Origin of the sequence: Candidatus Cardinium hertigii, assembly GCF_050864855.1 — a bacterium.
Taxonomy (GTDB): domain Bacteria; phylum Bacteroidota; class Bacteroidia; order Cytophagales; family Amoebophilaceae; genus Cardinium; species Cardinium hertigii_C.
In genome coordinates this window covers 1-14,620 of the sequence record NZ_JBOZWW010000001.1, presented here as the reverse complement: position 1 = coordinate 14,620, position 14,620 = coordinate 1, and the positions used below count along the sequence as shown (strand labels likewise).

Below are 14,620 nucleotides of genomic sequence, written 5' to 3'. Positions count from 1 at the left end.
TGATAAAACGCATACGCAACATGTTATGGAAGCTATAGCCTATAATTTATATAGAGCTCCAAATATCATTTTAAAGGGTTTTTAGGGGGATGGTATATCTAAAATATACAAAGATTAACTTGAAAATCACTAAATAACTAAATTTATGCATCCTTAACATAAAAACTACTAAAAATACAACTACAACCTTATCAAAAATTACAATAACTATCTATCGCAACGGTCTCTTAATACAAACGTACGACCCTTAATTGGACAGAGCTAATTATGTCACTTGATGTTTTGTTAATTCTACTTGGAGTATTTTTGCTATTAACATTGGTAATTTCTTTTTTACCTTGGAATAGAAAGGTTTCTAACTTTGAGCAACATGCCATTGGTTATAAACAATTTTCTACGGCTACCATAGTAGCTAGTATAGTAGCTACGCATTGTACAGGTCCGTTATTAAAGCTTAGTATATTACATGCTCCTATGGGAGTATGGTATATAGCTTATAGAATATCTATTACTCTTTTTCCTTTGTTATTAATAAGCTGGTTATCAGGATATATGAAGGGTTTTATGTCTAATATATCAATGCCAGAAACAATGGCTAGTTCATATGGTAGTTATGGAAGGTTGATAACTTCTTTGTTTGAGATTGCTAATGCGATCATTATTATATCATTACAAATTCACGTTATATCTAATACAGTTAGCCGATTCATGCCTTCAGCTAGTCCACTAGTTATCACTATACTAATTACTGTAATCATACTTGTTTATGCTATGTATGGTGGTGAACGTGCTATTGCCTTGACAGATGTATGGCAATGTGTTGTTTTTGCCACACTTATTATTCTACTGGCTTGGTTAGTTTTTAAAAAAATAGATAAACCAATTATTGAAATTATTCATTTCTTAAAATCTAAAAATCAGTTCGAATTACATAATCTTATTCCATTGAATAGTAAGATAAAAAGTATACTTCGATACCTTTCTTTTTCTTTTGGTGCTATAAGTCCATATCTGATTCATAATGTATATATATCTTCTAGTCCCAATCAAGCAAGAAAAGCATTTTTATATGCTGGTATTTTTTGTACGGCTATTGTAACATGTATGCTGACAATTGGGTTGTTTATTTTTATTTGGTTTCCAGATATAAAAAACAAATATATTTGGGATTATTTTCTTTCCCATTCTTCTCCTATTTTAGGAGGAATGGTATGTTTTATTATAATATCTTGCGCTATGTCTACAGTTGATTCTAGACTACATGTACTTAGTATTATAGTTGGTTATGAAATACTAAGAAGAATACCTTTATTAAAAAGATTTGTTCAATACTACCAACTCCTAGTGATTCGTATAGCGTTGTTCGCTCTGGCGTTACTCACTTTGGTATTAGCATTTAATTGTTCCATGTCTATGCTAATGAGAATACTTGTATGGTATGGTCGTTTTTATGTCCCAATAATAATGGCCCCATTTATTTTACTTGTTTTAGGGTTCCGTACTACTTACCATGTTTTTTTAGTAGGAATTTTTACCGGATTACTATCTGTTTTTGCTTGGCATAGGTGGATATTCCCTATAATTCATACAGATAGCAGTCACTTTCCTTGTATGTTAATGAATGGACTATCTATGATCCTGGCACACTATTTACCAACTAAACTAAAAAAAATAAAGAAATATTTTAGAGCAATTCACTCTATTTAACACGAGAAAATAATGTACAAAAAAACACACTACGTACTTGTTATTTGTGTATAAAATATATAAATTGAAAAGCAAATATAACCAATATAATTTTTATTTTATGAGTTTTTTATTACTTTTTTAAACTTATATCTCCTGTATTGAGATATTAATCTAATCATTATGAAAATAAAATATTACACCAACTACTTTATCTTTATCATACCAGTTAGCACAGTTTGTTTTTTTATTATTTCTTGTAGTAAACTAGGTGGTAAGTATCGTATAGATGAATATAAAGTTAATACAAACGTTGATATGAAGGATAATACCGGGTATCAAATCACTAATGGGGAAACATTTCAGAAAATACCACTGGATTTAGAGAATAATCTTATTAATGCAGTAAAGAATCGTGATTATAATCAAGTGAAAAACTTAGTAAATAACGATTCCTTCAACTATGATAGTTTTATAGAAATTTGTAATAAAAATGAACTATTACATAAAATACCAGAATACTATAGATATAATCTAAATGAAGAATCAATATATATTATTAATATAATATTAAATAAGATGGATTCTTTCTTGCTAAACGAAAAAATGAGTCTACTTCTACAAAAAAATTCTTCCAATGAAACACCTTTATTGGTAGCAATGAAAATGAAAAATATACATGTACTGAAGAATTTTCTAAGGTTTACTCATAAATATATCGGACTAGATCTTAATAAACATATAGATAACCAAGGAGATAATATTTGTAATATGATATTTAATGCAACTGATCATGATAAGTTAGGCGCATTAATCGAAGAATTATTATACTACCAAGATTTAAGTATAGATTGTATACATAATAACTGTTTATGTAAAAAAACAGAATTAATATTAGAATTAAATTCCAGCGCGGAAGAACGACTTACGTTTCTTCCTAGATCAACAATTGATAAACTCAATAAGTTTATAGATAAACAACAGAATTCTGAGGTTGTAGAAAACACTTCACTTCAAAATGTGTTACAGATATGTGAGTTAAACGAAACTATAAGTGACTCTCTAAACAATTCTATTGGATCTAGTAGCGTATCTTCTAATGATACCTTTAATTCTTCAGAACACCCCATTCAGAATAAGTTTATATTACCAAATAAAAGACATGTGGTACACATATGCGTGTCTTAGAATAATAGCTGTCTCAACAAACGACCGTTTTTTAAGACATAGTCTATTGCCAAAATCTAGCTAACGAAGTTGGGTACAAAACAGAAACCGTAATTTTCTGTTAATCCGCTCCCGATGGTCCAAAATCCTTTAAAATATCGCAATAATCTGGGCGTAATAGTAAACATCGAAACTAAAATTTTAAACTAAAATCTAAATTTAATCCTTTCTTTACACAGATGCGACAGAACCGTATATTTTACGTATTCATCTGCTTTATAAGCTCTTCTCTGTTCACTGTTTCAGAGGCCCAACTATCTATAGATTTGGTTTCTTGGTCAAAGTTAATACCTAATAAAATAATTTCTTTGGCTTTCCATAAATAGGAGATATAATAGCAATTTTCTTTAATTTGTTGTAAAGCTATTTTACCATTTGACTTGTATTTGATCTCTATAATATACACAATGCTACCAATGGTTAGTACTATATCAGCCCTACCCCTGCTAGAAGGAGACTCACTAGCCACATGACTATTAATCCCATCTAAACAGTTTAAACCATAAAGTAGCATATGCAGATTGCTATGATAATCTTTTTCTGTTTTACTGGTTATGTAGTAAGGAATACTAGCAAAGGCTATATTAATAGCAATAATAAATGATTCAATATCTTTGGCCTGTAAAGCACTTTTTATTTGATCTTGTGTTGATATAAAATAGTCTTTCATGCGCCTTTCTAAAGCATCTTGAATGGTTTGGGTAAAAGCCTTTTCTACTTCTTGATTAGGAAACTTGAGCTTATAAACGCCTGTAGATGATTCATAGCTCTCTATGGTTAAATATCCAGTTTGAAACATCAATGCTTTTAAACTAATTTCATTCCTACTACCGGTATACATTAACTCGTGTCTATAAGCATCAATGGGTAAATCGTCTAGCTCAAATCTATCAGGATCTGCCAACATTTGGTTAATGAGCATAGTTGGACTACCTGATTCGTACCAGTAGTCGGCTTTCTTTCCCTCTTTAAAAAAATGAAGGGTAGACCAAGGATTATAAACCGAAGGACCTTTTTCATAAAACTTGTAACCATTATAATGGGTAGTTATTGCTTGCATGACTGTTTCTTTAGTCATTGGTTGACCTATATCTTCACTCCATAAATTGGTAACCATAGATATATGATCCGAGAAAACTTCTAATAATTCTTGTTCGGTATAACCGAACATAGCGGCTGCACTTTTATCTATCGTAAGGTCGCTTAAATGATTGGCTCCTGAGAATACATCAGATAAACTGAATTTGCTTACGCCAGTGATAAATGTAAGTTGAAAGTATTCATTTAGTGATTTTAAGGTCATAAAGAAATCTTTCATGACTTTGATGTTGGATTGTTCTAAGTCTGATCCTTTAGTTAGATTAACAATGGGTGCATCGTATTCATCTATAAGTACCACTATTTTGGATTGATAAATAGATTTTGTATTCTCCTTGTTTTCTATAGTATCTGCTAAATTTATGAGTTGTGCTACTAGGCTACGCAGTGTATCTTTAACAGTAGCATCTTCCATTTTTATGCTATAAGAAAAGGCTATTTCTTTTAGTACGATTTTAATAGATGAGCTTAGTTCTTCAGGTGTGTTATTAGATACTCCTGAAAAATCTATTTTAATTATGGGATATTTCTTCCATTGATAGCCATTCTCTGGTTTACCTATATGGTAATCCTTAAATATTTCTTTATCTCCTCTACATATAGTAGCCAGCGTATTGATAAATAGAGACTTGCCAAATCTTCTAGGACGGGCTATGAAGATAGGATTTCTTTTTTCAATTAACGCTTGTGCATATCGTGTCTTATCTACATAATAGCCTGTTTCAATGACTGATTTAACATCTGAATAGCCAATAGGCAGTGTATCTATCTTACGCATAATTTCATCTTATTAAACTTGTTTTTCTTTTCATTTAAGGGCATTTTACGCATTAACTTTAATTGAAGTATAAGGTTTTTTGCTTAATGCCTCTTTTGACCAACTAGAAAAAAACCTAATGGGAAAAATTTTATCAAGACTAGATCCGATAAACAATAGAAAATTTTACTAATGCTAGTATTTCTTTCCCATTAGCTTCTAATCCTAATCGTGTTACACGATTAGGATTAGAAAAACTGTCAAATGCAGGGTTTATTTTTAGATATTATACCCAAGTAGGATTTTATAATTTAATACCATTTTTAATAAATATCTGGTCTACTTCATTGTGAATACGCTCCCAATTATCTTCAATTTTTTTATTTAGTTCATTACCAAAATTACTTGGTATCTTTATTACTGAATTGCTAGCATAACTAACATTACTAAGGTAAGTAGCTAAGAACTGCGGCTTCTTACCTGCTACCTTTATTGTAAAGTGGCCTGGAGGTTGAGAAGCGAGATAATGAGGCGTTAAGTATGACTCCTTACCTAGTGACCTAGTGAAAGTATCGTCTTTATCCGATATATGTATAGCAGTCCTAATATTGGTATAAGATCCTGCCATTTTAGATACGTAATCACCAGTTGTTAAATTACTAGTCATACCAAAAAATTGATTACCTAAATTATTTCTAATTACCTCCGCTCGACTGTTTCCATACATCTGTTTGAGCTGCTCGAAATCTTGTACACATACAATGGTCGATATATTATTAGATCTAGCTGTAGCAGGTAAATTCTCTAATCCAGGAATAAATAACGTAGGGGCTTCATCTAATAGAAATATAGACTTATGTTTACCCTGCTGATTCATATGTTTCATGCATACCGTAGCAATAAGAGCGATAATGGAAGATAAAGAGTCACTTAACCTAGGATCATTAGCAACAGTCAACATGGTTGGATGATTAGGATGGCTCACATCTAAATCAACCGTATCTGCATCACCCAAATGACCAGAAAGCACCCAAAATATTTCTTTGGTATATATCTTATTAAATGGCAACTGTAAGGAAGAAAATACGCCAGAAAGCTGTTTTTCTGCATTATTTTTGTAAGCAGAATGAATCGGTTCTATCATGATTTTTGTTTCTCTATCTAAAGATAGTAAAGCAATGCTTTGTTCATGAGCCTTCATGGAAATGAGTAAAGCATGTGGTAACGAACACAAATCACCATGATGCTTTTTTAGAAACCATATAATAGCACTAAAAAATGCAATAGAGTTATCTGACCAAAAATCTTGTTTATGAATCCATTCTTTATTCAAGTTTTTAAGTATAGCACTGGCATATTCTTGTGCATAAAGACTAAAAGACAAATAACTAGGATGTAACGGATTGCAACGATGGGATATACTAGTATTGGTAATATTGATATGCGAAAATTTGGTTTGCTTATTTAGAAGAGAGTGATACATATGAGGAGACAAAGTGGGTGGGCTACCCTTAAAATCATATAAAAATCCTGCAAATCCCATATCAGCAGCCTGGTAAATAATAGGTTCTATAACAGATCTTGATTTTCCTGAACCAGGAGATCCCTCGATATATATACCCTGAGATAAACTATCCAATACCACAAATCCTTTTTTTTGTACTTTCCATATAAAGCAATTAGTAGATGGCTTCTTTTTATACTTACTATGCGTACTGTTTTTCAAGAATTTTTTATCCTCTGATAGTAGATCAAAAGTAGAAGGAATGATATAATTAAGTAAAAGGAAGATCAGAAATATAGCCAATAGAAACCACATATTATATGGAGTCAGGGAAGGCATAATGCGCTTGCCTTTAAAATAGTATACTACGAAGGCGTCATAAAAAACAATAAAAAATAGAAGAATAAATAGCGATAGAAAAAGTAAAATCTTTTTTCTATGAAGATGAAATAGAGTAAAGAAAATACTCAATAAAATATTCAATATAAACTTAAACATACTATATAAACATTGAAAATCAAATAGATAAACCAATAGAATGGCCAAAAGATTTATGCTTATTTAAGGTTTCCATGAAATTTTGCTTAGATAAAGACCTGTCTATTTCACTGGCTTTAAATTTTTCTTCTTTTCCTTCTTGCGTGATATAAAAACGTAAGCCTTGAAAAGCACCTTGTTTGTTATGATATGCTTCCGTCCTAATATTAAAACGGGAACCTTCTTTATTAAAGGATTCGCTAAACGCATCTACAGAATGGATGCTACGATCTTTTAATACAGACTTAGCAAGCTCTTTAACGTTGTGTATAGCAGAATGTTCCATCAGCTTATCTCTGGTTTTGGCATGTTGAACATCTTTGGCTAGGGTTAAACCCATCTCATATGAAATGGTTTCTGCAACACGAGAAGAACGGTTGCTTATGTAATTGTCTTTATAAGCCTCTCCTAGCCTACTAATTCTATTTACATAGAGATGAATGTGTTTATGAGATGTGTTATCGTGTACAAAAGCGATGTATTGATGATTTTTTAGTTCCATCTTTTCTAAAAAAGATTGGTTAATAGACTTTAAGTTTTCATTAGATAGTTGACAACCATCCTCTATAGTCGGAGAAATAACAAAAGAGAGCGCATTACGCTGGCACCTACTGTTCATATCTTGAAATAATTTAAACTCTTTGGAAACGCCATAGGCAGTTTCTGATACAATGTTTTTGTCTAATAACACACCTTTTTCTGATTTTTGTGCATAAGAGATACTGGCACTAATATGACTGATACTTTTACCTATGGCAATCATTTTTTTCCTGTTTTGGATAACCTTTTATAAGCGTTATAGTAGTATTTAAGTTCTTTTTCTAGTTCAACACGACACATATATTGATGGTAATTAGTCGGCCCTGAAATATTATTTTTGAATAAATTTATTGAATGGATATTTCTTTATAATATATATGGTTTATCAGGCGCTCTATTTTTCTTACCCAAGATATAGGTATAACTGGTTTTGGATTAAGAATTTTAATTATATAGGTTTTAATTTATTTGACTGTGAGGGTATTAAGAATAATTTTCTTGTAATCAGTCGTAGGTTATGAGCAATAGCACATAAAATAACGTTAAGTTTATCTCCTAAAATACCTTTCAAATAGTTAACGGATAATTTACCATCGGCTTTCATATGACCGATATGCGGTTCAATAGAAGATCTTCTTTTTATAGCTTTTTTTAGAGCAGGGGTTATACCCCTTTTAGAACCACTTATAAATATATCACATTCATTAACAGGAATATTATGACCTCTATAGGCTTTATCTACGAAAGCATATTTTACCTTGGTACCAGATAATTGCTCGGCTTGTAATAAACTCTTCTCTAAAGTATGGCCATCATAAGCATTAGGATGTATCGCTTCTGTAGAAACAATTAAACCTTTTTTATGGGTCAATGTAAATTGTACTTTACAACCATACTCATAAGGATTTCTAGACTTACCTTTACTCACACAGTAGACCGAGGGTTCATGGATACTATAAACTTTATCTTTACTATTTTTTGATTGATTTATAAGTTTTTTACTTATAGATAGTAGGCGCGTAAATTGGTTGCGTATTAGATCATCACAGGATGCTATAGAACGTTCTACATCTCTTATTACCCGACCAAGATAGGTTTTTAATGTTTTAACGCCCTTGGATAAACGTTTATACTGTTTGGCATGAGCATACCTATCAACTTTACGTTTAATAGATAGACCTAACCGCTGATAAGTTTGACGCAGTTTAATACCTGTTTTCTTGGCTATACTGACCAGTTTTTCTCTGGCTTTATTAAGCAAAGAAGAGTCAGTTGGGTAACGGATATTTTTCTCCATTACAGTAGTATCAGCTATAACTTTTTCAAGTTCTTTTCGGGTCACTACTTTTTTTTTTAGCGATAAGTCTATAGTCATAGATAAGATTTTATTGAGACCTTCTTGACCTAATCTATGGCGCCAACGGGTCAATGAACTGGGGTTACAAGGCACCTTAAACTGAAAATAATCATATCCACAAAAGTATTGCCAATAAGGGTTTTCTACCCATCTAACCACTACTTGTTCATCAGAAATATTATACATATGACTGATAATGAGAAGACCTATAATTAAACGAATAGGCAAAGGAGGTTGACCAGGTCCATAGCTAAAACCGCGGTCTAAATCTGATGCTAAGGAGTGCCAAGGAATCGAATCAGATAACTGGAATAAAGGATGTTTCGGGTTAAGAAAACTAGATAAGCGTTGCTCAAACAAACGCTCAAGGCTATTATTTATTTTCTTAGATTTCATCCTTATTTTGCAAGCTTTTTATACAAAACAACTCTAAAACTGGTTATTAACCAATACAAATTTAACCATTTATTTGCTGATTAACAAATAATTATACAGTATTTCAGGACCGACTAATTATACCAAGTACTAAAGAATAGCCCAATGATGGATATAGACAATATAACCCATAACCAGACTGGAATGGTAATAAAACGTTTTAAGGTATGAAGAATATTTGCATGCTCTTTTTGAATGGGTCTTATGTCTATAGGTATAGGTTGATTGTGTAACACCTCTAATCTATTCAGATAATCACTAGTAGTCGATAAGATTTTTTCATAATCTTTTTTTGTACGTTTTAGGCTTTCTATTTCTTCTACTAGGACTTCTATTAAAACTTTCTGGCTCAAATTGGAGCTGCTTTTGATGTTCATTGGCTGATCTTGTTAAGTTGGTGGTCGATTTTTTCGATAACATGTTGTACTTCTTTTTTAAAGTCTAGTTGATCTTTAATAAGGTTACTGATGCGGCTAAAGTGATTTCGATAATCTACTAATGTTTGATAGATGGATAGTTCTTCTGGAGTAAATCGGCTTTTGATGGTTTGATTTAGGCCTGTTTTTCGTAGATAATCACTCAACGATAATCCACAGTTTTTAGCCAATAACTTGAGGGCTATTTTTTCTGTAGGGTAAAGACGAATGGATAAGGTAGAGCTTTTTTGAGTTGTTTTTTTTGGACGCATGGAGAATAATAAAGATTAAATGGATCAAGAAATCTTATGAAAACCATTAAAAAACTCGATACCGAGAACAGATGAAGAACCAATATATAAATTTAAAAAGACACTTACTATAGAAAAAAGTAAAAAAAATAACCGATGATCAAAACCGACCGAAGGGAGCAAGATGGGTTTTTGTGCAACAAAAACACGTCTTGAAAAAGAAAAGACATTGGGTAAAATTTAATCTATTATGTGATATTGCTAAACAATACGAAGATCAGAATCTAATACGAATCAGACCTTAATTTCTTATTATTCTACTTCTTGAAAATAACCAACGGGATTAACGGTAAAGTTTTTGCGTTCCATCACCTTAAAGGTGTATTGATCATCTCGTTGATGTACTTCAATAGCTGCTTCTGTAATATTGAGTTTTTTGGCATCACATGTTAATCCTATAAGTACTTTCTTATGACATGAATCATATTGGATACTATAGTCCTTATTATGTATCTGTTCGAGAGCCTCTAAGGCTGGCTTGCCTACTTTTAACTCAAATATATATACAGTAGTTTGTCCATTGTACTGATCTTGCATAACGATATCCAGACGGCCTATTGCACTATCTCTTTCGGCGCTAGCATCGGTATCTTGCGTTGCATGGAAAGCACCATTCAGAAACACATACAAAGTACCCTGAAAGCTTTTTTCGGTTTTATCCAAAAAACGGTAACCCGCTTTGTCCAAACAATCGCTTCGAATGATATTAAGAAAAGAAACCCATACTTCGTTTCTTAAAGAATTCAGAATAGAGATACTACATGATCTTCCTGTTTCCTTTTGATATTGATCAATAAAATCAGCTAGTATAAGCTTTAAAGAAAATTTTACTTCTTGATTAGGAAACTTTAAATAGTAAATCAAGTCATTTTTATCTTGCACATGAAATGGATCAATATCCATCGTAAGATATCCCGTTTGATACATCAAGGGTAACAAAGGCATTTCATGGAGAGAAGGATGCACGAGTTTAAACCTGATCTTATCGATTGGGAAACTACATTGATCCCAATCCATATTAAACCGATGGATATTTTGCTTCATTTGTTGCAATAGGATGGTAGGACTACCAGAGTTAAACCAATAATTCTCAAAATCTTTTGTATAAAAAAATCTTAGTATAGAATCTGGATTGTAAACGCTTACCATTTTATCAGTTGTAAAACAATAACCATTATAATAATCCTTTAACGCTTGTTTTATTTGAACAAGTGTATAATTTTCTTCTTTAGTACTTTTTTTATTAAGTTTTTCAAGTACTGGATTAATAATTGTTTCCTTGCTAAGAAATAAATTATCGATATCCTCTCCCGTATATCCCAACATTTCCCCATAATCCTCATGCAATGATATGTCATTTGCTGAGTTAGCTCCTGATGTAAGGCCAGATAAGTGAAATTTAGTTACGCCTGTTACAAAAATAAATTTACAATCCTTCTGACTTCCTTTTAAAACTTTGAAAAATGAACTAAGCACAGAAAGTACATCTTCATACTGCTCTTTTTTACAAGAAATTAACGGACTATCATATTCATCAATTAAGATAATAGGACGTGTTTCATAACCGTCCTTTAGTTTTGTTAATGCGTTAATCAATTTTTCCAGTGTACCCTCTACTGTTGGCTCACCTATAATAGGATCTATTTCACTTCTATCTACGGTATAATTTTTAGCAAATGTATACAATACATCTATCAAGTTATTTTGTATCTGTTCTGGATTATCCTTAGCCAACTTCGAGAAATTAAACCAAATAACCGGATACTTTTGCCACTTATAAGTCTTATCTTCATAAATGGCGCATGTTTTAAATAACTCCTTATTTCCTTTTGCTATTTGATCTATAGTGTCTAGAAGTAGAGATTTTCCGAATCTTCGTGGTCTTGTAAAGAAGTAATAAGTTCCCTCATCCTCAAAAATTTTAGAAATATAATCAGTTTTATCTGCATAAAATCCAGCATCTATCATCTGTTTAGCACTAGATTTCCCAATAGGAATGCGTATTGCTCTTCTAGAAGTTTCTTTTCGCTCCTTATTTATTAATCCTTTACCTTCTTTTTTGTAATCCATATTCTGGTATTTGTATTTAGGGATATATAATGATGATAAGAAATACAAGATAGATAGATTTTGGAGTCTTTCTTTTTAAGTGTGTAAATATTTTTTAAGATTTGTAAATTTTGTATTAAATACATTAATTTTTATTCTTTAAAAGTATGAAAAAGAAAGTAAGTTCTCAAGATGGTATAAGCAAAGCGATAGATTTATTAGTAGAATCAGGAGTAGATTTATCGACCCTTTTTGAGAAAGGAGGATTACTCAAAGAACTAAGTAAACGTCTTATAGAAAAAGCCTTAGAGTCAGAAATGGATAATCATTTAGGGTATAATAAGTATTCCCGTAGTGATTCAAATAATGCTCGTAATGGCCCATCTAGCAAACAAGTTATCACTGATAATGGGGTTATATCTGTTGAAGTTCCTAGAGATAGATCCTCTACTTTTGAACCTGTTTTATTACCTAAACGTCAAAGAAGAATTCCTGGTTTAGATGATAAGATTCTATCTCTATATGCAAAAGGGATGAGTCTATCAGATATTCAGATTCAAATACAAGAGTTATATGGGGCAGAAGTTAGTGAAAGTCTGATAAGTAACATCACAGATTCGGTTATTGAAGATGTTAAGATATGGCAAAATCGTCCCTTAGAATCAGTCTATCCTATTGTTTTTTTTGATTGTTTTGTAGTTAAGGTTAGGCAAGATAAACGCATTATAAATAGTCGGCCCTGAAATATTATTTTTGAATAAATTTATTGAATGGATATTTCTTTATAATATATATGGTTTATCAGGCGCTCTATTTTTCTTACCCAAGATATAGGTATAACTGGTTTTGGATTAAGAATTTTAATTATATAGGTTTTAATTTATTTGACTGTGAGGGTATTAAGAATAATTTTCTTGTAATCAGTCGTAGGTTATGAGCAATAGCACATAAAATAACGTTAAGTTTATCTCCTAAAATACCTTTCAAATAGTTAACGGATAATTTACCATCGGCTTTCATATGACCGATATGCGGTTCAATAGAAGATCTTCTTTTTATAGCTTTTTTTAGAGCAGGGGTTATACCCCTTTTAGAACCACTTATAAATATATCACATTCATTAACAGGAATATTATGACCTCTATAGGCTTTATCTACGAAAGCATATTTTACCTTGGTACCAGATAATTGCTCGGCTTGTAATAAACTCTTCTCTAAAGTATGGCCATCATAAGCATTAGGATGTATCGCTTCTGTAGAAACAATTAAACCTTTTTTATGGGTCAATGTAAATTGTACTTTACAACCATACTCATAAGGATTTCTAGACTTACCTTTACTCACACAGTAGACCGAGGGTTCATGGATACTATAAACTTTATCTTTACTATTTTTTGATTGATTTATAAGTTTTTTACTTATAGATAGTAGGCGCGTAAATTGGTTGCGTATTAGATCATCACAGGATGCTATAGAACGTTCTACATCTCTTATTACCCGACCAAGATAGGTTTTTAATGTTTTAACGCCCTTGGATAAACGTTTATACTGTTTGGCATGAGCATACCTATCAACTTTACGTTTAATAGATAGACCTAACCGCTGATAAGTTTGACGCAGTTTAATACCTGTTTTCTTGGCTATACTGACCAGTTTTTCTCTGGCTTTATTAAGCAAAGAAGAGTCAGTTGGGTAACGGATATTTTTCTCCATTACAGTAGTATCAGCTATAACTTTTTCAAGTTCTTTTCGGGTCACTACTTTTTTTTTTAGCGATAAGTCTATAGTCATAGATAAGATTTTATTGAGACCTTCTTGACCTAATCTATGGCGCCAACGGGTCAATGAACTGGGGTTACAAGGCACCTTAAACTGAAAATAATCATATCCACAAAAGTATTGCCAATAAGGGTTTTCTACCCATCTAACCACTACTTGTTCATCAGAAATATTATACATATGACTGATAATGAGAAGACCTATAATTAAACGAATAGGCAAAGGAGGTTGACCAGGTCCATAGCTAAAACCGCGGTCTAAATCTGATGCTAAGGCGTGCCAAGTAATCGAATCAGATAACTGGAATAAAGGATGTTTCGGGTTAAGAAAACTAGATAAGCGTTGCTCAAACAAACGCTCAAGGCTATTATTTATTTTCTTAGATTTCATCCTTATTTTGCAAGCTTTTTATACAAAACAACTCTAAAACTGGTTATTAACCAATACAAATTTAACCATTTATTTGCTGATTAACAAATAATTATACAGTATTTCAGGACCGACTAAATAAGTCGGTCTATGTTGCGTTAGGTATAGACCGATTGGGGATAAAAGATGTTTTAGGACTGTGGATGAGTGAAAATGAAGGAGCTAAGTTTTGGTTGGGTAATTTGACAGAGCTCAAAAATCGTGGTATGCAGGATATACTCATTGCTTGTACAGATAATTTGTCAGGTATGTCCGAGGCAATCGCTGCTGTATATCCTAAAACAGAACACCAACTCTGTATCGTTCACCAAATTAGGAATAGCTTGCAGTATGTCTCGTATAAAGATAGAAAGTCATTATCTTCTGATTTAAAGCCAATTTATACATCAGTAACTGAAGAAGAAGCACTTATGGCATTAGAGACTTTTTCCAACAAATGGGATAAACATTATCCACAAATAGCCAAGTCTTGGTATGCCAATTGGAATAATCTGA

Annotated in this window: 9 protein-coding genes and 3 pseudogenes; 4 read left to right on the top strand and 8 right to left on the bottom strand. The window is 31.9% G+C overall.

Going from position 1 to position 14,620, the window contains the following annotated elements:
• The first annotated feature begins 267 nt into the window (after positions 1-267).
• Positions 268-1,707, top strand: a complete 1,440-nt coding sequence (locus tag ACRRVB_RS00060) for a sodium:solute symporter family protein (RefSeq protein WP_432465997.1) — start codon at positions 268-270, stop codon at positions 1,705-1,707.
• A 162-nt stretch (positions 1,708-1,869) separates the two neighbouring features.
• Entirely contained in the window at positions 1,870-2,874 is a 1,005-nt protein-coding gene (locus ACRRVB_RS00055; RefSeq protein WP_432465996.1) for a hypothetical protein, read from the top strand.
• A 238-nt stretch (positions 2,875-3,112) separates the two neighbouring features.
• On the opposite strand, the gene ACRRVB_RS00050 is transcribed toward ACRRVB_RS00055, so the two are convergent.
• The 7 genes and pseudogenes from ACRRVB_RS00050 to ACRRVB_RS00020 form a co-directional block, all read right to left on the bottom strand.
• Entirely contained in the window at positions 3,113-4,789 is a 1,677-nt protein-coding gene (locus ACRRVB_RS00050; protein ID WP_432465995.1) for an AAA family ATPase, read from the bottom strand.
• A gap of 283 nt (positions 4,790-5,072) precedes the next feature.
• Positions 5,073-6,611 (bottom strand): TraM recognition domain-containing protein, encoded by a 1,539-nt coding sequence (locus ACRRVB_RS00045; RefSeq protein ID WP_432465994.1) that lies wholly within the window; start codon positions 6,609-6,611, stop codon positions 5,073-5,075.
• Between the two features lie 178 nt (positions 6,612-6,789).
• The gene (locus tag ACRRVB_RS00040) at positions 6,790-7,572 is read right to left on the bottom strand and encodes a relaxase/mobilization nuclease domain-containing protein (protein ID WP_432465993.1); all 783 of its coding nucleotides are present in this window, start codon (positions 7,570-7,572) and stop codon (positions 6,790-6,792) included.
• A gap of 124 nt (positions 7,573-7,696) precedes the next feature.
• Positions 7,697-9,102 (bottom strand): annotated as a pseudogene (locus ACRRVB_RS00035) (IS5 family transposase).
• 113 nt (positions 9,103-9,215) lie between these two features.
• Positions 9,216-9,518, bottom strand: coding sequence for a hypothetical protein (locus tag ACRRVB_RS00030; RefSeq protein WP_432465992.1), 303 nt, complete (start codon positions 9,516-9,518; stop codon positions 9,216-9,218).
• Positions 9,515-9,829 carry a plasmid mobilization protein gene (locus ACRRVB_RS00025; RefSeq protein WP_432465991.1) on the bottom strand — a complete coding sequence of 105 codons (315 nt, stop codon included), beginning with the start codon at positions 9,827-9,829 and terminating at the stop codon, positions 9,515-9,517. Before ACRRVB_RS00025 ends, ACRRVB_RS00030 begins: the two co-directional genes overlap by 4 nt.
• A 291-nt stretch (positions 9,830-10,120) precedes the next feature.
• A complete protein-coding gene (locus ACRRVB_RS00020) occupies positions 10,121-11,938 on the bottom strand; it encodes an AAA family ATPase (RefSeq protein WP_432465990.1) in 1,818 nt (605 codons plus the stop codon).
• Between the two features lie 146 nt (positions 11,939-12,084).
• On the opposite strand from ACRRVB_RS00020, the gene ACRRVB_RS00015 reads away from it, so the two are divergent.
• A complete protein-coding gene (locus tag ACRRVB_RS00015; RefSeq protein WP_432465989.1) occupies positions 12,085-12,660 on the top strand; it encodes an IS256 family transposase in 576 nt (191 codons plus the stop codon).
• Positions 12,661-12,680: 20 nt separating this feature from the next.
• Here ACRRVB_RS00015 and ACRRVB_RS00010 read toward each other — a convergent pair.
• A pseudogene (locus ACRRVB_RS00010) lies at positions 12,681-14,086 on the bottom strand (IS5 family transposase).
• A gap of 113 nt (positions 14,087-14,199) precedes the next feature.
• Between ACRRVB_RS00010 and ACRRVB_RS00005 the strand changes: the two are divergent.
• Positions 14,200-14,620, top strand: a pseudogene (locus tag ACRRVB_RS00005) (IS256 family transposase); the annotation flags it as partial.